The following is an 18702-nucleotide window of genomic DNA, read 5'->3' on the forward strand; positions in this document are numbered from 1 at the left end:
AACGGGTTCCGGTCCTCGCCTCCTGTCGTGTGCGGGCGGCGGCCGCTCAGCGTTCCAGGAACGCGAACAGCTCCTCCCACTGATCGGTGATGGCCGCGGGCGAGTAGCGCTGCACGTTGGCCCGCGCCTTCTCGCCCATCGTGTCCCGCAGCTCGGCGTCCTCCATCAGCCGGCCCAGCTGCCGTGCCAGCTCCGTGGTGTTGCCGGGCCGGGCGAGGAGACCGTCCTCCTCGTCCTGGACGATCTGGCGGACGCCGGGGGCGCAGTCGAAGGCGGCGCAGGGCACGGCGCAGGCCATCGCCTCCAGCAGGGCCAGCGGGAAGCCCTCGCCGCGCGAGGACTGCACGAACACCGAGGCCCCGTGCAGCGCGGCCACGACGTCGTCGGTCTGGCCGGCCCACTCCACCGAACCGTCCAGGCCGAGCTCCGTGCACTGCCGCTTCAGGGCCTGCTCGTCGGGCCCGGAGCCGTAGATGCGCAGCCGCCACCCGGGGTGCTTGGGCGCCGCCTCGGCCCAGGTGTCGAGCAGCATGTCGATGCCCTTCTGGTGACCGAGACGGCCGATGCTCGCGACCACCTTCTCGGTGCGCCGCGAAGGGGCCTCGGGCATCATCGGCAGCGGGTTCGGCATGAAGCCCACGTTGTTGAGGCCGCGGCCCACCCACAGGTCGGCGTCCTCCTGGGTCAGCAGGAGCAGCCGGTCCACGTCCTTGTAGTACTTCTGGACGCGCTGGAAGCGGGAGGAGCCCTTGGAGTACTCGAACGACTCGTGGCTCATGCCGATGACCGGGTGGCCGGCCGTGTCGGCGACGACCACCCACTCCATGGCCCACACCTGGGTCACGATGATCATGGCGCCCGGGCGGGCGGCCCGGAAGACGCGCGACAGCCGCTCGGTCGCCTCCCGCATGCCCGTCTCGCGGGCGGCCTCCCGGCGCCGGGCCGCGAGGTTGGCCCGGTCCCGGAGATTGCGGGCCTGCCAGCGGCCGGGCGGACGCTCGTCGTAGAGGGTCACCGTCTCGAAGGGCGGGTTGTCGCCGAGGTCCATCGGCACCTCGGGCGGGGCGATGCCCACGATGGTCACGCGGTGCCCGCGCTCGGCGAACAGCCGGGCCATCAGCGCCTGCCAGCGGGCCACGCCGCCGAGTTCGTTGACCTCGTTGGCCACGAAGATGATGTCGCGCTGTGTCATCGGGCTTCTCCCTCGGAACCGAAGAAGCGGTCGACGATCCGGGCGGCGGCGTCGCCACGGTCGTACTCACCGTACTGCGTCATGAATTCCTTGATCCGTCCCTCGCAGCCGGACGCGAGGGCGTCCAGGTCCGACAGCACGTCGAAGAGCTCCTCCGCCGTGTGGGCCAGCGGCCCGGGAGCCTGCTCCGACAGGTCGAAGTAGGTGCCACGGCTGTTCTCGACGTAGTCGTCCCAGTCGTAGGTGAAGAACACCATCGGCCGCTGGAGCAGGGCGTAGTCGAACATCACCGACGAGTAGTCGGTGACCAGCACGTCCGACAGGAGCATGACCGGGGTGATGTCCGGCTCCTCGCTGACGTTGATCACCCGGCCGGCGACCGACGGCGGAAGCGTGACGTTGTTGAGGTAGTGGGTGCGGATCAGCAGGGTGAACCGGTCACCGAAGCGGTCCGCGAACTCCTCGACGTCGAACGGGAACTCGAACTTGCGGACCTTGCCGTCCTGCGCCCGGAACGTCGGCGCGTAGAGGACGACCGGCAGGTCCCGGCGGATGCCCAGCCGCTCGGCGAGCTCCTCCGCGGCCGGGTCGACGGTCGCCGACTCCCGCGCCCGGACGAGGGCGTCGTTGCGCGGGTAGCCCGTGCGCAGCAGCTTCTCCTCCGGGATCCGGTAGGCCCGGGCCAGCGTCTTCTCGTCGTGCTGTCCGCGCACCACGAAGTGGTCGAAGCGGTCGATCGCACGCTGGTAGGCCTGCTGCTCGTGCTCCGGCATGATCCGGTACTGCGGCTCGTCGAAGCCCATGCGCTTGAGCGCGGAACCGTGCCAGGTCTGGATGTACGTGGTCTCCGGCCGCTTGCCGAGCTTCAGCGGGAAGCCCTGGTTGTCGATCCAGAACTCGGCCTGCGCCAGCGCCCTGAGGTACGGCCACGACCAGCGGCGCACCAGCTCCACGTCCTGAGGGAAACCGGTGGGACGGCTGCCCGCGTAGGACCAGATGGGCTTGATCGGCACACCGCGCCGGCGCAGCTCCTCGTAGATGGCGCGGGGGCTGTCGCTGTACTGCTTGCCGAGGTGGCTCTCGAAGACGACCGTGCCCTTGCGCACGGGCAGCAGCCGGATCATGCGCTCGAAGGTCTCGATCTTGCGCGGTCCGGAGTTGAGGTCCTTGCGCACCGAGGCGACCTTGCGGACCATCTTCTTCGCCACCTGGGCGGGCGGGCTCTGCATGTTGCGCTGCATGAGCGTCGACGTGCGCTGCGCGAGCCGGCCGTGCTGGCTCAGGCGGAAGGCCAGGTGCCCGTTGGCCGAGGCGTGCGGCAGGATGCGGTCGGCCATCATGCGGCCCAGCCGCGGCCGGACGCGGATCTCGCCGACGTCCTCCAGGTCGGTGCGTCCGACGGTGAGCCGGCTCGTGGTGCGCTCGCCGTCGACGGTGAGGTGCAGGCGCACGTCCCACACGTCGTCGATGAGGCCCACGGGGCGCAGCTTGCTCGCCAGCGCGGCGGTCGCCTGCCAGGTCACGGCGTCGCCCTCGTGCCGGATGTCCGACACCGGGAAGTGGAACGACTGCAGGCTCTTGCGGCGGGCGCTGAACTCCAGTTCGCCCTCCAGCCGGGCGTCCGGCGGGATCACCCCGAGGGGGTTGACCACGGAGCCGGCGAGGACGACGCCCGCGGCGGTCTCGGTGTACCGGGTCACCGCGTTGCGCAGGTTGAGACGCTGCACCGGCTTGGCGTGGTAGCCGAGGTCGGTGACGTCGAGCACGGACCGGCCCATCGGGTCGTCGAGGTGCTCGGCGCACCAGTAGACACGGCCGTCGCGCTCCAGCAGCGGGCTGGAGACCTTGCTCTTGTTGATGAGCGTGTCGATGGCCGGCATGAGGTGCTCCCAGTCCTCACGCAGCAGCAGGTAGGCGCAGAGCCGGTGGATCGGGGAGAGCTCCGCGTACGCCTCGTCGGGGAAGTCCTGGATGTAGCCGTTGGCCATCTCCGCGAAGTGGTGCCGGTACTCGTCGTCCAGGAAGGGCAGCTCCCGGAGGTAGAGGACGAGGTCGTGCTTCAGGAACTTGATGTCCTTGTGCAGCTTCAGCTCGTCGTGGCCCTGCTCGGCGAGGATGCGGTCGATCCTGCGGTGGATCTCCAGCCGGTCGGCGAAGTTGTTGATCTCGTGCCGGCGGTTGCTGATCGACTTCTCTTCGGTCTTCTCCACGACGTTCCAGTGGTAGACCGTGTTCGGGATCAGGGTGATCCGCGACGCGGCCAGGTACGCCTGGGCGGAGAAGAGCAGGTCCTCGTAGTGGATGCCGCGGGGGAAGGACAGGCCGCTGTCGAGAAGGAACTCGCGCCGGTAGCACTTGTTCGTCGACAGGGTGTCGAAGACCAGCAGGTCCGGGATCTCCGCGATCGAGTCGAAGGTGCGGGTCTGCCGGTAGAGCCACTGGTACCACTTGGCCGTCTTGCCGGTGCGGCTGTCCGTGTGGACGCGCACGCAGAGCCCGGAGACCAGGTCGGCCCCGGTGCGCTCGGCGGCGTCCAGCATGTTGCGGCAGGCGTTGACCTCGAGGGTGTCGTCACTGTCGAGGAACATCACGTAGCGGCCGCGGGCGATGGCGATGCCCTGGTTGCGGGGCTCGCCGCAGCCGCCGCTGTTCTCGGCCAGCTGGATGGCCCGCACCCGGTCGGAGGCGGCCGCCAGCCGCTGCGCGACCTCGAAGGAGCCGTCGGTGGAGTGGTCGTCGGCGACGACGACCTCGACGTTCTGCAGGGTCTGGTCGAGGACCGACTGCACCGCTGTCGGAAGACGATCCGCGTCGTTGTACACGATGACGACGACGCTGATGTCGGGCGTTCTGTCGTGACGCTGGGACACAGCAGCAGCTACCTCTGGTTCAAAGAACGGATATCGGGGCGGACACGGCGACGTCCGGGCCGGGGGGCGGAGCAGGCACCCGCTCGTCCAACGGCACGATCGGCGGCAGGTCCGCGAGCGGCTCACCGAGGAAGACGTGCCGAACGACCCGTTCGGCTGCGCGCCCGTCGTCGAAGTCACAGAAACGTTGCCGGAAGCGGGCCCGGGCCTCGGTGGCCCGGGCGTCGCGCCAGCCCTCGGAGCAGAGCAGGTCGGTCAGTTCCTCCTGCGTCGTGGCGACGGCCCCCGGCGGCTGCCGCAGGACGTCGAAGTAGGTACCGCGGACCACGGAGTAGGTGTCCCAGTCGTCGGCGAAGACGACGATGGGACGGTCCAGGTTGGCGTAGTCGAACATGGCCGAGGAGTAGTCGGTGATCAGGCCGTCGGAGGCGAGGTACAGCCGCTCCACCGACGGGTGGTCCGACACGTCGACGACCCGTCCGGCGGACTGCAGCTCGGCGAGCCGGGAGGAGTCGCCGTAGAAGTAGTGTCCCCGCACCAGCAGCGTGACGTCGGGACCCAGCCGCTCGGCGAGCCGCTCCAGGTCCAGACGGGGCACGAAACCGCTCTGGTACTCACGGTGCGTGGGCGCGTAGAGGAACGCCGTGGTGCCCTCGCGCAGCCCCAGGTCCTCGCGGGCCGCGCGCACGTCCTCGGCACCGGCGGTGAGCAGGACGTCGTTGCGCGGGTAGCCGGTCTCCAGCGTGGTGTACGAGCTGGGGTAGACCCGCTCCCACACGCTGGTCGAGAACCGGTTGGAGCTGATGCTGAAGTCCCAGCGGTCGCAGCGCCGCAGGAGCTTGGCGAAGTCCATCTTCGTGGACGCCGGGTACTTCTGCTGGTCCAGGCCCATGGTCTTGAGCGGGGTGCCGTGGTGGGTCTGCACATGGACCTGGCCCTCCCGCTTCACCACCGAGTCACCGAAGTTGACGTTGTTGACGAGGTACTTGGCGCGCGCCACGGCCGCCCAGTACGCCCGCGATCCCACGCGTACGTACTCCACGCCCTCGGGCACGTTCTTCACCGCGTCCGGCCGCACGGCCCAGACCCGGCGGACATGGGGGGCCAGACGGCCCAGTTCGGCGTCGATGGCCGCGGGGTTGCAGGAGACGCTGCGGCTCCAGTAGGCGGAGAAGACCGCCAGGTTCTCGTCCAGCGGCAGCCGCAGCTGCGACCGGTAGAAGACGTCCATCGCGCCGCGCTTGGACCGGCCGAGGGTCCGGCGCGTGCGGTTGCGGACGCTCTGGCGCATCCGCAGCGCGGTCAGCGCGCTCGCCATGACCGGATACGTGCCGCGCTGCAGCATCGCGTACTTGTGGCGGCGACGGCCGGCCGGCGGCTCGAACCCCTGGGGCAGGCGCGCGCGGTAGTCGGCGGCGGCCTGGCGGAAGAACTCCGCACGGGCGTCGCGCGGCAGCCGGCCCGGGCGCTCCAGGATGGTCAGGTAGTGGTCGGTCATCTTGCGGAACAACGGGGCGCGCCACCGGTCGAGTTCCGCGTGCTCGTCCAGGAAGCCGAAGACACGGCGGTACTGGTCGAAGACGTCGAAGTGCTTGCGGCTGACCGTCTTGAGGATGTTGCCGCCCTCGCGGCGCTGCCGGTAGAAGACGCAGACGCGGTCCAGTACGGCGATCCGCTCGGCGCTGATCATCGAACAGAACGTCCAGGGGGCGTCCTCGTAGTAACCGGGCGGGAAGGTGAGCCCGGCGCGGGTGACGAAGTCCCGCCGGTACGCCTTGTTCCACACGATCTGCAGCAGGTCGAGCAGGTGGGGCCGGTCGGTGAGGGGGAAGGAGCCGGGGCCGTCCTGCGTCAGCAGGTCCGCCCGCGCGTTGCGGCGGACGCTGCCGTCCCAGTAGGTGCGGGCGTAGTCGTAGACGAGGATCTCGGGATTCCCGGTGGCCTCGAGACGGTCCGCGATCGCCTTCAGCGCTCCGTCGGACAGCGTGTCGTCGCTGTCCAGGAAGAGCACGTATTCACCCCGCGCCTTTTCCAGTCCCGCGTTGCGCGCGCGCCCCAGGCCGACATTCTCGGTGAGATGAATCACATGAATGCGGTCGTCCCGTTGCGCGTATTCATCGAGAATGGCGCCCGATCCGTCCGGCGAGCAGTCGTCGACCGCGACGATCTCGAAGTCCGTGTAGTCCTGACCCAGTACGGAGTCGAGGCACTCGGGCAGGTACCCCCGCACCTTGTACACGGGAACCACGAGAGAGAGCTTGGGCATCCTTACAACCTGTTCCGAGACTGGACCACGGGAGCGCGAGCTGGGACCGGAGCGCGCTCCGAGCGTCCGTGGGCCCGAGCGCGCCGCCGCATCAGCGTAAAGGATTCACGTGAAGTTTCCGTGGGCGCGGTGGCTGGCCGGCGTGCGTCGCTGCCGCCCGTAATGCGGGGCGGCGGCGGTGTGGTCCGGCCGGCCGGGCCCGGGTTTGAACTTCCTCACGTTCGGCTCCTATGCACCCTTTCCTGGGTTCTGTCCTTTGTGCCCGACTCGATTTTCCGTTGCGCACGGACGAGTCTGCATCTCGAGACGTAAAACAGGGAGGCAAGAGGATGAGCTGGCTGGTCACGGGCGGAGCCGGATACATCGGTGCGCATGTGGTGCGCGCCCTGGTCGACGGCGGCGAGAGCGTGGTCGTCTACGACGACCTGTCCACCGGTCGCGCCGACCGGGTGCCCGCGGGCGTGCCGCTGGTCGTCGGCAGTGTGCTGGACGGGCCTGCCCTGGAGGGCGCGATTCGTGACCATGCTGTGACCGGCGTGGTGCACATCGCGGCCAAGAAGCAGGTGGGCGAGTCGGTGGAGCAGCCGCTCCACTACTACCGGGAGAACGTCACGGGTCTGCAGACCCTCCTGGAGGCCATGACGGCCGGCGGCGTCGACCGCCTCGTCTTCTCCTCGTCCGCCGCGGTCTACGGCATGCCGGACGTGGAGCTCGTCACCGAGGACACCCCCTGCCTGCCGATGAGCCCCTACGGCGAGACCAAGCTGGTCGGCGAGTGGCTGATCAACGCCGCCGCCCGGGCCCACGGCATCCGCGCCGCCTCCCTGCGCTACTTCAACGTGGCCGGCGCGGCCGGTCCCGAGCTGGCCGACACCGGGGTCTTCAACCTCATCCCCATGGTCTTCGAGCGCCTGGAGGCGGGCGAGGCCCCGCGCGTCTTCGGGGACGACTACGCCACGCCCGACGGCACCTGCGTCCGTGACTACATCCACGTCCAGGACATCGCCTCCGCCCACCTCGCGGCGGCCCGGCGCCTGAAGGACGCCCCGCGGGGCACGGCGCTCACCCTCAACATCGGACGCGGTGAGGGCAGCTCGGTCCAGGAGATGGTGGACCGCATCCTCAAGGTGGCCGGCAAGCAGGACGTCGCCCCGCTGGTGACGGAGCGGCGCCCCGGCGACCCGGCCCGCGTCGTGGCCTCGGCCGACCGCGCCCGCGAGGAACTGGGCTGGACCGCCCGGCACGGCCTGGACGACATGATCGATTCGGCCTGGCAGGGCTGGCGTCACCACCACGGCTGAGCGGCTCCGGCGCGGTGAGCCCGGCGGCGCCGCGCGCGAGCGGCGTCCCCCCGGGGGCGGCGGGCGGCGGGCCGGCTCTGTGCCCGCCTGCGCCCGAGCGGACGCGCCGCGCGGACGGGCGGGAGGGCGTCCTTCCGCTCCTCCTGCCGGGCGCACCCGCCGTGTGCGGCCCCGCGCCGGTGACGCGCCGCGCCCCCTGTCCGCAGCCTGGACCGTGACGCGGGGCGCGGCCCCCTTCGCGTAGATTGCCTGCCGGGTGCCCGAACCGGCGCCCGCGGACGCGAGAGGGCAGACGGCACAGTGGCAGGGGCAAGGCAAGCCGTGGGCGAGGCCCGCAGGATCGTCGTCAAGGTCGGTTCCTCGTCACTGACGACGGCGGAGGGCGGCCTGGACGCCGACCGCGTCGACGCCCTCGTCGACGTGCTCGCCAAGGTGCGGGGCGCCGACAAGGAGGTCGTCCTCGTCTCCTCCGGCGCGATCGCCGCCGGCCTCGCCCCGCTGGGCCTGCGCCGCCGCCCGCGCGACCTGGCCCGGCAGCAGGCCGCCGCCAGCGTCGGCCAGGGCCTGCTGGTGGCCCGCTACACCGCCTCCTTCGCCCGCTACGGCGTCCGCGTCGGCCAGGTGCTCCTGACGACCGACGACATGAGCCGCCGCTCCCAGCACCGCAACGCCTCCCGCACCCTCGACAAGCTCCTCGCGATGGGCGCCTTCCCGGTCGTCAACGAGAACGACACCGTCGCCACCGACGAGATCCGCTTCGGCGACAACGACCGGCTCGCCGCCCTCGTCGCCCACCTCGTGCGCGCCGACCTGCTGGTGCTGCTGTCCGACGTCGACGGCGTCTACGACGGCGACCCGAGCAGGCCGGGCACCTCGCGGATAGCCGAGGTGCGGGGCCCGGCCGACCTCGCGGACGTCGAGATCGGCAGCGCCGGCAAGGCCGGGGTCGGCACCGGCGGCATGGTCACCAAGGTCGAGGCGGCCCGGATCGCCGCCGCCGCCGGCGTCCCCGTGGTGCTGACCAGCGCGGTCCACGCCGCCGACGCCCTGGCCGGCGGGGACACCGGCACCTTCTTCCACGCCACCGGCAAGCGCTCCACCGACCGGCTGCTGTGGCTCCAGCACGCCTCCGCCCCGCGCGGCGCGCTCGTGCTCGACGACGGGGCGGTGCGCGCGGTCGTCCAGGGCCGCAAGTCGCTGCTCCCGGCCGGGATCGCGGGCGTCGAGGGCGAGTTCGGCGCGGGCGACCCCGTGGAACTGCGGGACGGCGCGGGGCACGCGGTGGCCCGGGGGCTCGTCGGCTTCGACGCCAGGGAGATCCCCCGGCTGATCGGCCGCTCCACCCGGGAACTGGCGCGCGAACTCGGACCGGCGTACGAACGCGAGGTCGTACACAGGGACGATCTGGTGATCCTGCACCCGTAATGGGCCGAAACGTCCCCGAATCGGTGGTGGACGTTCCGTAAAACCGGCACGGGATCTCCTGCGGCCTGCTCAACTTTCCTCAGGGACGAGCCCGGCCGACCACCGGGCCGAGCCGTGCGCGTGAAGGAGGCCGTCGTGAGCGGAGTGCGCCCTGGGACGCCGGCGTCCCGCGGTGGGACCGGCTCGCGGGGCGGTACCGGACCGCGCGCCGCCACCGGGGCCCGCGGCGGCGCCCGCACGGCCGCCGAGGAACGCGCCCTGACGAGCGTCGCGGCCGGCGACCGGTTCCGCGGCGAGGAACCGGCCCACACCCCGCGCCTGTGGCACGTCACCCTCAGCGTCTCCGGCTCCCGCGCCCCGCTCCCCGAGGTGCGCCGCGCCCTGGAGCAGCTCGCCCACGACCACCCCTTCCTGCTGACCAGCCGGTACGCCGGCGACCACGCGGAGATCCGGTACTGGGAGGAGGCCCGCGACCTGCACGACGCCGCCGCCGTCGCCCTGCGCCTGTGGGGCGAGCACCGGCAGACCGCGGGACTGCCGCCCTGGGAGATCGTCGGCCTGGAGGTCATCGACCGGTCGACCTACCACCAGCGCATCGCCGCCGGATACGGCCCGGCTCCGGCGACCCCGGTCGGGGTCCACCCCTTCTGAATCAACCCTTCCGAATCGCCCCTCCCGGCCCGTCCCTGGCATGTCTCGCGGTGTGGGACGACCGGATTGCGGCCCTGTGCGGCCCACTACCCTTTCCCCATGACCACGCTCTCGCCGTACGACTCGATGTCCCCGGTCACCCGGGCCGCCTACCGGGCCAAGGCCGCCGCGGCCGACCTCGCGCCGCTGCCGCGGGCCGCGAAGGACGACGCGCTGCTCGCCGTCGCGGACGCGCTGGAGGTCCGTACGAGCGAGATCGTGGAGGCCAACGCCCAGGACGTCGCCAAGGCCCGCGCCGCCGGGACCGGCGAGGCCATCATCGACCGGCTCACGCTGACCCCGGAGCGGGTCCGCGCCATCGCCTCCGACGTGCGCGACGTCGCCGCGCTGCCCGACCCGGTCGGCGAGGTCGTGCGCGGCTCCACCCTCCCCAACGGAATCGACCTGCGCCAGGTCCGGGTGCCGCTCGGCGTGGTCGGCATCATCTACGAGGGCCGGCCCAACGTCACCGTCGACGCCGCCGCCCTGTGCCTGAAGTCGGGCAACGCCGTCCTGCTGCGCGGCTCCTCCTCCGCCTACCAGTCGAACACCGCCCTCGTCCGGGTCGTCCGCGACGCCGTCGGCGGAGCCGGGCTGCCGGCCGACGCCGTCCAGCTCGTGCCCGGCGAGAGCCGGGAGAGCGTGCGCGAGCTGATGCGGGCCCGCGGCCTGGTCGACGTGCTCATCCCGCGCGGCGGCGCCTCGCTGATCAACACGGTCGTCCAGGAGTCCACCGTCCCCGTCATCGAGACCGGCACCGGAAACTGCCACGTCTACGTCGACGCGCAGGCCGACATCGACATGGCCGTCGACATCCTGGTCAACTCCAAGGCGCAGCGCGTCGGCGTCTGCAACGCCGCCGAGACCCTCCTCGTCCACCAGGACATCGCCGCCGAGTTCCTGCCCCGCGCCCTGGACGCCCTCGCCGAGGCCGGGGTCACCGTGCACGCCGACGAACGGGTGATGGCGTACGCCAAGGACACCGGGGCGACCGTGGTGGAGGCCACGCCCGAGGACTGGGAGACCGAGTACCTGTCGTACGACATCGCCGCGGCGGTCGTCGACTCCCTCGACCGGGCCGTCGAGCACATCCGGCTGTGGACCTCCGGCCACACCGAGGCCATCGTGACGACCTCGCAGCAGGCCGCCCGCCGCTTCACCCAGCTGGTCGACTCCACCACCGTCGCCGTGAACGCCTCCACCCGGTTCACCGACGGCGGCCAGTTCGGCTTCGGCGCCGAGATCGGGATCTCCACGCAGAAGCTGCACGCCCGCGGCCCGATGGGCCTGCCGGAGCTGACCAGCACCAAGTACATCGTCACCGGCGACGGCCACGTGCGCCGCTGAGGCGTACGCCGGGGGCATATGCGGCCGGCACACGCCCTTCCGGGCGCCACTGAGCCGAACGGGGCATCTCACCCACCGGATGAATTTCCCCGCCGTCTGCCCAAATCGACCCCCCAGGTCTACTCTGGATCCGTGCCGGAGGACGTGGGGGGTAGGCCGTTCCCTGACGGCTGGGAGCCCGACGACGAACACGACCGCGGAGCGCCGGACGAAGAGTTCGCCTCCGTGGTCTTCGACGAGGCCTTCGTACAGGCGGCCGCGGTGCACGAACCGTCCGCCGTCGAGCGCCTCCTGGCCGCCGCGCAGGCCAGAGCCGAGGCCACCGAGGCCGAGGCGGCCCGCCGGGGCCGCTCCCGGGCCGAGCGCTACGACGACGGGTACGGCGATTTCGGCCACGACTCGGACCTCGACGACCCGGACGACGACCGCGACCTCCTCGACCGCCCGTACGGCGCACCGCCGGCCTGCGGGAAGCAGGTCCGCTGGCACCGGCCCGTCGCCTGGATGCTCGCCCTGGTGATGGGCGTCGGCATGGTCGCGCTGGCCTTCGCGGCGGTCTACCGGGGCGCCTCCGCGGGCAGCAGTCCGGAGCAGGTGCCGCCCCCCGCCTCGACGGGAGCGGAGCCGGGCGGCCCCGTCACTCCTTCGGCCTCCGCCGACTACTCCGGGCCCCCGGTCCCGGTGATCCCGCGCAGCCCCTGACCAGCCGGTCCGACGGCCCGAACCTGGCCCAACTTGACCTGCGGCACGGCGTTTACGCGGCTCTCCGCGGACCTACCCTGAAGATATGGCCGGGTTTGGCGACCCGCCCGGAGGGACGCCCGAGGGCGCTCCCGGAGGCGGAGAGGACGAGTACCGATCCGTCGTCTTCGACGAGTCGTTCGTCCGCGCTGCCCGCCTCCAGGAGTTCTCCGCCCGGGAGCGCATCACCGACCACGCCCCCGCCGTACGCCGCCGCCCGCCGCTGCGCCGGAGCCTGTCCCGGCAGGTGCTGATCCTCTTCGTGCTGATCGCCCTCGCCTTCGGCACCGCCGTCTACGTGGGCGTACGGCACCCGTACCAGAGCCCCGCCGCGCGGCAGCAGGCCATCGAGCAGGTGCGGATGACCGTCGTCCCGCTCGCCCCCCGGGACAGGGTCCCCGGCGCCGCCGATCCCGCCCGCCTGTACGCGCACAGCCCCGCCGCGCACTTCGCGGCCGGGGCCGAGGGCGTGCCGCTGCCCGGTGTCCGGCGCACCGCGCACTTCTCCGACGACCAGGTGCTGAACGCGCTGGCCACCGCCAAGAACTACGTCGTCGCTTCGGCACTCGACCCCGAGGTGCTCGGCGGCGGCGGGGTCCGCTCGGTGCGGGTGCTGCTCGACCCCGACCAGCTCGGCCAGTTCGACGAGAGCTTCTCCCACCCCGCGGCCGACGGCCGGCACGCGCCCACCGGGTGGCTGGTGCGCTTCGACCCCTCCCGGGCGAAGCTGGCCGGCGACGAGATCCGGGTGCGGGGCAGCCTGACGGTGGTGGAGAGCGACGCCTCCACCCTGGAGGTCACCGCCGAGCACACCCTCGTCTACCCGCTGCGCCCCGCCGGCGACGCGCGGGCCGAGGCCTCGCTGTTCACCGTCCGGCGCGAGCTGCACTTCCGCTTCGACCGGGACGACCTGCGCCTGCACCAGACGCGGCTCGTGGCCTCCTCCGTGCAGGCCGGTCCGCTGTCCTGTGCCGAGGACTCGGCGAACCACCTGCGCCCGCTGCTCGCGGGCCAGACCGCCAAGGCCGGCGGCCCCGCCGGCACCGACCCGTACCGCACCGGCAGCGCCCCCGCCGTGTGCGGCACGCTGGCGACGGGCGCCCAGCCGACGGTGTGAGCGGCGGCGCACCCGCCCGCGACCGGCTCAGGCGCCGTCGCGCGGCGGACGGCCGTCCGGTGTCTCCGGGCCGCCCGGCCCCTCCGTGCCGTCCGTGCCGTCCGTGTCCCTGGGCGGCCTCTGCTGGGAGGACGTGAAGCCGCCGAAGCCCCGCCGCATCCGGTCGCCCAGATCGCCGGCGCCGCCCGCGATGTCGTTCACCAGCTTCATCAGCGGGTCCTTGGAGCCGCGCACATGGGTGGCGTAGCTGGACGCCGACTCGCGGAAGGAGTCCCGGACCGAGGTGTCCTTGTCCTCCTCCCGCCGCGGGTAGTGGCCGTCCATGATCCGCTGGAAGTCCCGGGAGGCCTCCCACTTCTTCAGCTCGGCGGCCCGCACCGTGCTGAACGGGTGCGTGCGGGGCAGCACGTTGAGGATCTTCAGCACGGAGTCGCGCAGGTCGCCCCCGGCCTCGTACTCGTCGGCCTGCTCCAGGAACGCGTCCACGTTCATCTCGTGCAGGTGGTTCCCGCCCGCGATCTTCATCAGGCCCCGCATGGACGCCCGGAGATCCTGGCCGACCAGCAGCCCGGCGCGGTCGGCGGACAGCTCCGACTTGCGGAACCACTCGCGCAGCGCGGTCACCAACGCCATGATCGCCACGTTGCCCAGCGGGATCCAGGCGACCCGGACGGCGAGGGACGTCAGGAAGAGCAGGGTCGTCCGGTACACCGAGTGGCCGGACAGCGCGTGCCCGACCTCGTGCCCGACGACCGCCCGCATCTCCTCCTCGTCCAGCAGCTCCACGAGGCCCGTGGTGACGACGATGATCGGCTCGTCCAGGCCGATGCACATCGCGTTCGGGACCGGGTCCTGGTTGACGTACATCGGCGGGACCTTCTCCAGGTCCAGGATGTAGCAGGCGTCCCGCAGCATGCCGTTCAGGTGGGCGAACTGGCGGTCCGAGACGCGCACCGAGTCGGACAGGAACAGCAGCCTCAGGCTCCGCTCGGGCAGCAGGCCGCTCAGGGCCTTGAACACCGTGTCGAAGCCGCTCAGCTTGCGCAGCGCCACCAGGGCACTGCGGTCGGCCGGGTGCTCGTACGCGCGCGAGGAGATCCCCGGGAACCGCCTGCGCTGCCTGCCCGGCACCCGCTCGCGCCCGTTGTGCTGGTGGCCGTCGGACATGTCTTCCCCCATGTGCGTGTGGCGGGCCTATGCGTGCGATCGGCCCTTTACGAACCCTTTGCGCCCCCGGAGCCGGGCCCGGCCCGGGCGGAGATTACCGTGGACGGGCAGTACAGCGAAGGAGTCACCGTCATGGAGCACACCCCCCACACCGCCTGGCTCGCCGAGGCGGCCACCGCGGCCGAGCAGCAGGGGGCGGGCAATCTGCTCCGGGTCGTCCTGATCGTGATGGTGGTGGGCTGTGTGCTGACCGCGTGGTTCCTGCTGCGGGGGTACAAGCGGAAGGACGACTGAGGCGGGCGGAAGGTTCCCCGGCCGCGGACGCCCGGGAGCCGGGGACGTCACCAACGGCGGAGTCGGCGTGATCGTCCGAGGGGCGCCCGCATACGATGAGCCGCGACGTCCTTATCCCGCCCACACCTGATAGGTCCTGCCGAAGATGAGCTTCCACAGCACTGCTGCCCAGTTGGTCACTCTCGCTGCCGAGGGCGAGGGGCACGGCGGTAACCACGAGAGCCTCAGCCCCTACCTCACCGGCGGCGCGGCACTGTTCATCCTGCTGTTCCTGCTGTGGATCACCACGCGCTTCAACCGGGACCGCTGAGCGCGAGGGGGGATCCGGGGGCCTCGACCGGGCCGGTAGGGTCTGCACGCATGGGAGAGCAGGACATGCCTACCGGTCCGGCGCACGACGCGGCGAGGGGCACAGGGAACCGCGCGCTGCCCGTCCCGGGCAACGGCCCGGCGCGGCCGGGCAGGCGCCGCCTCGGCGTCATGGGCGGCACCTTCGACCCGATCCACCACGGGCACCTCGTCGCGGCCAGTGAGGTCGCCGCGCAGTTCCACCTGGACGAGGTGGTGTTCGTCCCCACCGGGCAGCCCTGGCAGAAGAGCCACCGCACGGTCTCCGCGGCCGAGGACCGGTACCTGATGACGGTCGTGGCCACCGTCGAGAACCCGCAGTTCTCGGTCAGCCGCATCGACATCGACCGCGGCGGCCCGACCTACACCGTGGACACGCTGCGCGACCTGAGCGCGCTCAACCCGGACACGGACCTGTTCTTCATCACCGGCGCCGACGCCCTCGCCCAGATCCTCACCTGGCGCGACAGCGAGGAGCTGTTCTCCCTCGCGCACTTCATCGGCGTCACCCGGCCCGGACACACACTGACGGACGCCGGACTTCCCAAGGGCGGTGTCTCGCTCGTCGAGGTTCCCGCCCTCGCCATCTCCTCCACCGACTGCCGTGCGAGAGTCGCCAAGGGCGACCCCGTCTGGTACCTGGTGCCCGACGGAGTCGTGCGCTACATCGACAAGCGCCAGCTGTACCGCGGCGACTGAGCCGAGAGGGGCACCGGTGAACGACCCATACGACGCGGGTTACGGCAGCGGCGACGCCGACCAGTACGAGCTCGTCGGCTACGACGAGTACGGACGGCCGGTGTACCGCCAGGCACAGATCCCGGCCCAGGACGGCCGGCAGCAGACGTACGACCCCTACGCGCAGCAGCAGGGGCAGTACGGGCACCAGCAGTACGGGCAGCAGCAGGACCCGTACGGGCAGGGGCAGGGGCAGGGGTACGGCTACGACCCGTACGCGGCCGGCGCCCCGGGGACCGCCGTGCCGTACGACCCCTACACCGGCCCGGGCGGCCAGGACACCGGGCAGCAGCCGCCCGTCCCCGACGCCGGCCACGGGCGGTACGACGGCTACGGCCAGGCCGCGCAGTCGTCGTACGACCCGTACGGCCAGGCCGCGACCAGCGGCGGGCAGCCGGCCGTCACCGAGCGGACCGCCCACATCCCGCAGCAGGCCGGCCCGCCCGAGCAGCCGGAACCGGCGGCGCCCGGCGAAGCGGAACCGGATTACCGGACCGAGCAGTTCGCCTTCGTCGAGGAGCCGACCGACGACTCCGAGGACGTCATCGACTGGCTCAAGTTCACCGAGAACCGCACCGAGCGCCGCGAGGAGGCCCGGCGCCGCGCCCGCTCGCGCGTCGTCGCCCTGGTCGTCGTCCTGGCCCTCGTCGCCGTCGGCGGCGTCGGCTACCTCTGGTACGCCGGGAAGCTGCCCGGCCTGTCCTCGTCGGACTCCGGGACGGGCGGCTCGACCGCCGCGGGCGCCCAGAAGCGCGACGTGATCGCCGTCCACCTGCACGACACCGCGGGCGGCGGCACCTCCACGGCGCTGCTCGTCAACAACACCACCACCCAGCGGGGCACCGCCGTGCTGCTGCCCAACTCGCTGGCCCTGACCGGCGACGACGGCACCACCACCACGCTCGCCAAGTCCGTCGGCGACGACGGCCCCGACGCCACCCGGACCGCGCTCGACTCCGTCCTCGGCACGGACATCGAGGGCAGCTGGCGGCTGGACACCCCGTTCCTGCAGATCCTGGTGGACCTCGTCGGGAACATCGAGGTCGACACCGACACCGACGTGCCCGACCCGGCCGCCAAGGACAAGGGCGCGGCGCCCCTGGTGCACAAGGGCCAGAAGCAGACCCTCAGCGGCAAGGCGGCCGTCGCCTACGCCACCCACCGCGGCACCGGGGAGTCCGCCGACGCCCAGCTCCAGCGGTTCGGGCAGGTCCTGCACGCCGTGCTGCGCAAGATGTCCTCCGACCCCGACGCCGCGACGACCACGGTCCAGACGCTCGGTCTGGTCCTCGACCCGCCGCTGACCGAGAAGGACCTCGGCACCTTCCTCGCCGGACTGTCCGAGCTCGCCAAGGGCGGCGACTTCGCGACCACGCTGCTGCCCGTCGGCGACGACGGCCGGCTCAGCGCCGAGACCGGTGACGGCGTCGTCAAGGACGTCCTCGGCGGCACCGCCAAGAGCCCCGACGAGGACGCGGCCGTCAGCGTCGCCGTCCGCAACGCCACCGGCGTCGAGGACCGCACCGGCAAGGCCCGCGTCACCCTCCTCAACGGCGGCTTCACCTTCCTGGAGGGCGGCACCGCCTCCGGCACCGAGGACGCGTCGCGGGTCCTGTACGCGGAAGCCGCCGACAAGGAGAACGCCGTCGAGGTCGCCAAGACCCTCGGCCTGCCCGCCGGCTCCGTCACCCAGGGCAAGGTCGCGGCGAACGCCGACGTCTCGGTGGTCCTCGGCCGGGACTACGAACCGGCGACGTAGCGGGGGCACCGGCGCAATCCCGTGGGGCACCGTCGGCGGTCGTGAGACCCTTGAGGTCAACCGACCGCCGACCGAAAGCCACGCAGTGACCGCGACCGACCGCTCCATCGAACTCATCAACACCGCCGCGCAGGCGGCAGCCGACAAGCTCGCGCACGACATCATCGCCTACGACGTCAGCGACGTGCTGTCGATCACGGACGCCTTCCTGCTGGCCTCCGCCCCCAACGACCGCCAGGTCAAGTCGATCGTCGACGAGATCGAGGAGCGGCTGAACAAGGAACTCGGCGCCAAGCCGGTCCGCCGCGAGGGCGACCGCGAGGCCCGCTGGGTCCTGCTCGACTACGTCGACATCGTCGTCCACGTCCAGCACAGCGAGGAGCGCGTCTTCTACGCCCTGGAGCGCCTGTGGAAGGACTGCCCCGAGCTGGAGCTCCCCGCCGACGCCAAGGAGACCCGCGGCAAGGCGGAGGAGCACGCCAGGCTCCAGGCCGCCGAGGAGGCGACGGAGACCGACGGGGACTGGCGATGAGCGCCACCGGTGAGGTGACGGCCGGGAGGCCGGGCCGCGGCAGGCGCGTCATCCTGTGGCGGCACGGCCAGACGTCCTGGAACGTGGAGCGCCGCTTCCAGGGCACCACGGACGTCGAGCTCACCGGGACCGGCGTCGCCCAGGCCCGCCGCGCCGCCCGGCTGCTGGTCGGCCTGGGACCCGACGCGATCATCGCCTCCGACCTCGGCCGGGCCGTGAACACGGCCGCCGAGCTCGCCGCGCTCACCGGCCTGGAGGTGACGCTCGAGGAGGGCCTGCGGGAGACCTACGCGGGCGCCTGGCAGGGCCTGACGCACGACGAGATCATCGCCCGGCACGGCGAGGAGTACACCGCGTGGAAGCGCGGTGAGCCCGTCCGGCGCGGCGGCGGCGAGCTGGAGACCGAGGTGGCCGACCGCGCCGCCCCCGTGGTGCTGCGGCACGTCGACAAGCTCCCCGAGGACGGCACCCTCGTCGTGGTCAGCCACGGCGGCACCATCCGCACCACCATCGGACGCCTCCTCGGGCTGGAGCCGCACAGCTGGGAGAGCCTCGGCGGCCTGACCAACTGCTGCTGGTCCGTCCTGGGCGAGGGCGCCCGCGGCTGGCGTCTGCTGGAGCACAACGCCGGCACCCTGCCGGAACCGGTGCTCGGCGACGACGACTGAGCCGCGGACGGCGGGCCCGGGACCCGGATTTCACTTTCCGGCAGGTCGCAGGCTAAAGTTCTTCTTGTTCGCCCCGCCGAGCGGAGCGAAAGACCACACGGTCCTACCGGGTGGCAGCAAGGGGCTATAGCTCAGTTGGTAGAGCGCCTGCATGGCATGCAGGAGGTCAGGAGTTCAATTCTCCTTAGCTCCACAGCCCACGGACGAATCCCGTCCCCCTCGGGGGGCGGGATTTTTCGTTGCCCGC

At 72.0% G+C, this 18702-nt stretch carries 16 protein-coding genes and 1 tRNA gene; 13 read left to right on the plus strand and 4 right to left on the minus strand.

The annotated features are described in order from the left end of the window. Window positions 1–46: 46 nt before the first annotated feature. Genes ACFWJB_RS33335 through ACFWJB_RS33345 form a run of 3 tightly spaced genes read right to left on the minus strand, consistent with a single transcriptional unit; the run spans window position 47 to window position 6328 of the window. Window positions 47–1192 (minus strand): glycosyltransferase family 4 protein, encoded by a 1146-nt coding sequence (locus tag ACFWJB_RS33335; RefSeq protein ID WP_385468237.1) that lies wholly within the window; start codon window positions 1190–1192, stop codon window positions 47–49. Beyond that, window positions 1189–4062: a CDP-glycerol glycerophosphotransferase family protein gene (locus ACFWJB_RS33340; protein ID WP_386926938.1), complete on the minus strand. Its 2874-nt coding sequence runs from the start codon at window positions 4060–4062 to the stop codon at window positions 1189–1191. Before ACFWJB_RS33340 ends, ACFWJB_RS33335 begins: the two co-directional genes overlap by 4 nt. Before the next feature lie 19 nt (window positions 4063–4081). After that, a complete protein-coding gene (locus ACFWJB_RS33345) occupies window positions 4082–6328 on the minus strand; it encodes a CDP-glycerol glycerophosphotransferase family protein (protein ID WP_386926940.1) in 2247 nt (748 codons plus the stop codon). A gap of 329 nt (window positions 6329–6657) precedes the next feature. On the opposite strand from ACFWJB_RS33345, the gene galE reads away from it, so the two are divergent. The 6 genes from galE (at window position 6658) to ACFWJB_RS33375 (ending at window position 12949) form a co-directional block, all read left to right on the plus strand. Continuing rightward, on the plus strand, window positions 6658–7629 hold the full coding sequence (gene galE, locus ACFWJB_RS33350; RefSeq protein ID WP_386926942.1) for a UDP-glucose 4-epimerase GalE: 972 nt from the start codon (window positions 6658–6660) through the stop codon (window positions 7627–7629). 321 nt (window positions 7630–7950) lie between these two features. After that, window positions 7951–9054 carry a glutamate 5-kinase gene (proB, locus tag ACFWJB_RS33355; RefSeq protein ID WP_385468247.1) on the plus strand — a complete coding sequence of 368 codons (1104 nt, stop codon included), beginning with the start codon at window positions 7951–7953 and terminating at the stop codon, window positions 9052–9054. A 135-nt stretch (window positions 9055–9189) separates the two neighbouring features. Next, complete coding sequence (locus ACFWJB_RS33360) at window positions 9190–9705, plus strand: hypothetical protein (protein ID WP_386926944.1); 516 nt, start codon at window positions 9190–9192, stop codon at window positions 9703–9705. Window positions 9706–9804: 99 nt separating this feature from the next. Next, the gene (locus ACFWJB_RS33365; RefSeq protein ID WP_386926946.1) at window positions 9805–11091 is read left to right on the plus strand and encodes a glutamate-5-semialdehyde dehydrogenase; all 1287 of its coding nucleotides are present in this window, start codon (window positions 9805–9807) and stop codon (window positions 11089–11091) included. A gap of 132 nt (window positions 11092–11223) precedes the next feature. After that, a complete protein-coding gene (locus tag ACFWJB_RS33370; protein ID WP_385468256.1) occupies window positions 11224–11793 on the plus strand; it encodes a hypothetical protein in 570 nt (189 codons plus the stop codon). Between the two features lie 85 nt (window positions 11794–11878). Beyond that, window positions 11879–12949: a hypothetical protein gene (locus ACFWJB_RS33375; RefSeq protein WP_386926949.1), complete on the plus strand. Its 1071-nt coding sequence runs from the start codon at window positions 11879–11881 to the stop codon at window positions 12947–12949. A 27-nt stretch (window positions 12950–12976) separates the two neighbouring features. Here ACFWJB_RS33375 and ACFWJB_RS33380 read toward each other — a convergent pair whose 3' ends face one another. After that, on the minus strand, window positions 12977–14116 hold the full coding sequence (locus ACFWJB_RS33380) for a M48 family metallopeptidase (protein WP_386926951.1): 1140 nt from the start codon (window positions 14114–14116) through the stop codon (window positions 12977–12979). 132 nt (window positions 14117–14248) lie between these two features. Here ACFWJB_RS33380 and ACFWJB_RS33385 point away from each other — a divergent pair, with 132 nt between their 5' ends. From ACFWJB_RS33385 to ACFWJB_RS33415, 7 genes are all read left to right on the plus strand, one after another. Then, the gene (locus tag ACFWJB_RS33385) at window positions 14249–14410 is read left to right on the plus strand and encodes a hypothetical protein (protein WP_365592188.1); all 162 of its coding nucleotides are present in this window, start codon (window positions 14249–14251) and stop codon (window positions 14408–14410) included. A gap of 145 nt (window positions 14411–14555) precedes the next feature. Continuing rightward, a complete protein-coding gene (locus ACFWJB_RS33390; RefSeq protein WP_385468265.1) occupies window positions 14556–14720 on the plus strand; it encodes a hypothetical protein in 165 nt (54 codons plus the stop codon). Window positions 14721–14770: 50 nt separating this feature from the next. After that, window positions 14771–15457 (plus strand): nicotinate-nucleotide adenylyltransferase, encoded by a 687-nt coding sequence (gene nadD, locus ACFWJB_RS33395; protein ID WP_385468268.1) that lies wholly within the window; start codon window positions 14771–14773, stop codon window positions 15455–15457. Between the two features lie 16 nt (window positions 15458–15473). Beyond that, window positions 15474–17255: an LCP family protein gene (locus ACFWJB_RS33400; protein WP_386926954.1), complete on the plus strand. Its 1782-nt coding sequence runs from the start codon at window positions 15474–15476 to the stop codon at window positions 17253–17255. A gap of 85 nt (window positions 17256–17340) precedes the next feature. Next, a complete protein-coding gene (rsfS, locus tag ACFWJB_RS33405; protein WP_356196810.1) occupies window positions 17341–17787 on the plus strand; it encodes a ribosome silencing factor in 447 nt (148 codons plus the stop codon). After that, a complete protein-coding gene (locus ACFWJB_RS33410; RefSeq protein WP_385468275.1) occupies window positions 17784–18455 on the plus strand; it encodes a histidine phosphatase family protein in 672 nt (223 codons plus the stop codon). Before rsfS ends, ACFWJB_RS33410 begins: the two co-directional genes overlap by 4 nt. 120 nt (window positions 18456–18575) lie before the next feature. Beyond that, window positions 18576–18648, plus strand: a tRNA-Ala gene (locus ACFWJB_RS33415). The last annotated feature ends 54 nt before the right edge of the window (window positions 18649–18702 follow it).

Origin of the sequence: Streptomyces sp. NPDC127100, assembly GCF_042724095.1 — a bacterium.
Lineage (GTDB): Bacteria > Actinomycetota > Actinomycetes > Streptomycetales > Streptomycetaceae > Streptomyces.

Bases quoted from the DNA above. Each gene is read 5' to 3' on its own strand.
- ACFWJB_RS33380 (WP_386926951.1), bottom strand. From the start codon at position 14,116: ATGTCCGACGGCCACCAGCACAACGGGCGCGAGCGGGTGCCGGGCAGG.
- ACFWJB_RS33385 (WP_365592188.1), top strand. From the start codon at position 14,249: ATGGAGCACACCCCCCACACCGCCTGGCTCGCCGAGGCGGCCACCGCG.
- ACFWJB_RS33375 (WP_386926949.1), top strand. From the start codon at position 11,879: ATGGCCGGGTTTGGCGACCCGCCCGGAGGGACGCCCGAGGGCGCTCCC.
- nadD (WP_385468268.1), top strand. From the start codon at position 14,771: ATGGGAGAGCAGGACATGCCTACCGGTCCGGCGCACGACGCGGCGAGG.
- ACFWJB_RS33335 (WP_385468237.1), bottom strand. From the start codon at position 1,192: ATGACACAGCGCGACATCATCTTCGTGGCCAACGAGGTCAACGAACTC.
- galE (WP_386926942.1), top strand. From the start codon at position 6,658: ATGAGCTGGCTGGTCACGGGCGGAGCCGGATACATCGGTGCGCATGTG.
- ACFWJB_RS33365 (WP_386926946.1), top strand. From the start codon at position 9,805: ATGACCACGCTCTCGCCGTACGACTCGATGTCCCCGGTCACCCGGGCC.
- ACFWJB_RS33410 (WP_385468275.1), top strand. From the start codon at position 17,784: ATGAGCGCCACCGGTGAGGTGACGGCCGGGAGGCCGGGCCGCGGCAGG.
- ACFWJB_RS33345 (WP_386926940.1), bottom strand. From the start codon at position 6,328: ATGCCCAAGCTCTCTCTCGTGGTTCCCGTGTACAAGGTGCGGGGGTAC.
- ACFWJB_RS33390 (WP_385468265.1), top strand. From the start codon at position 14,556: ATGAGCTTCCACAGCACTGCTGCCCAGTTGGTCACTCTCGCTGCCGAG.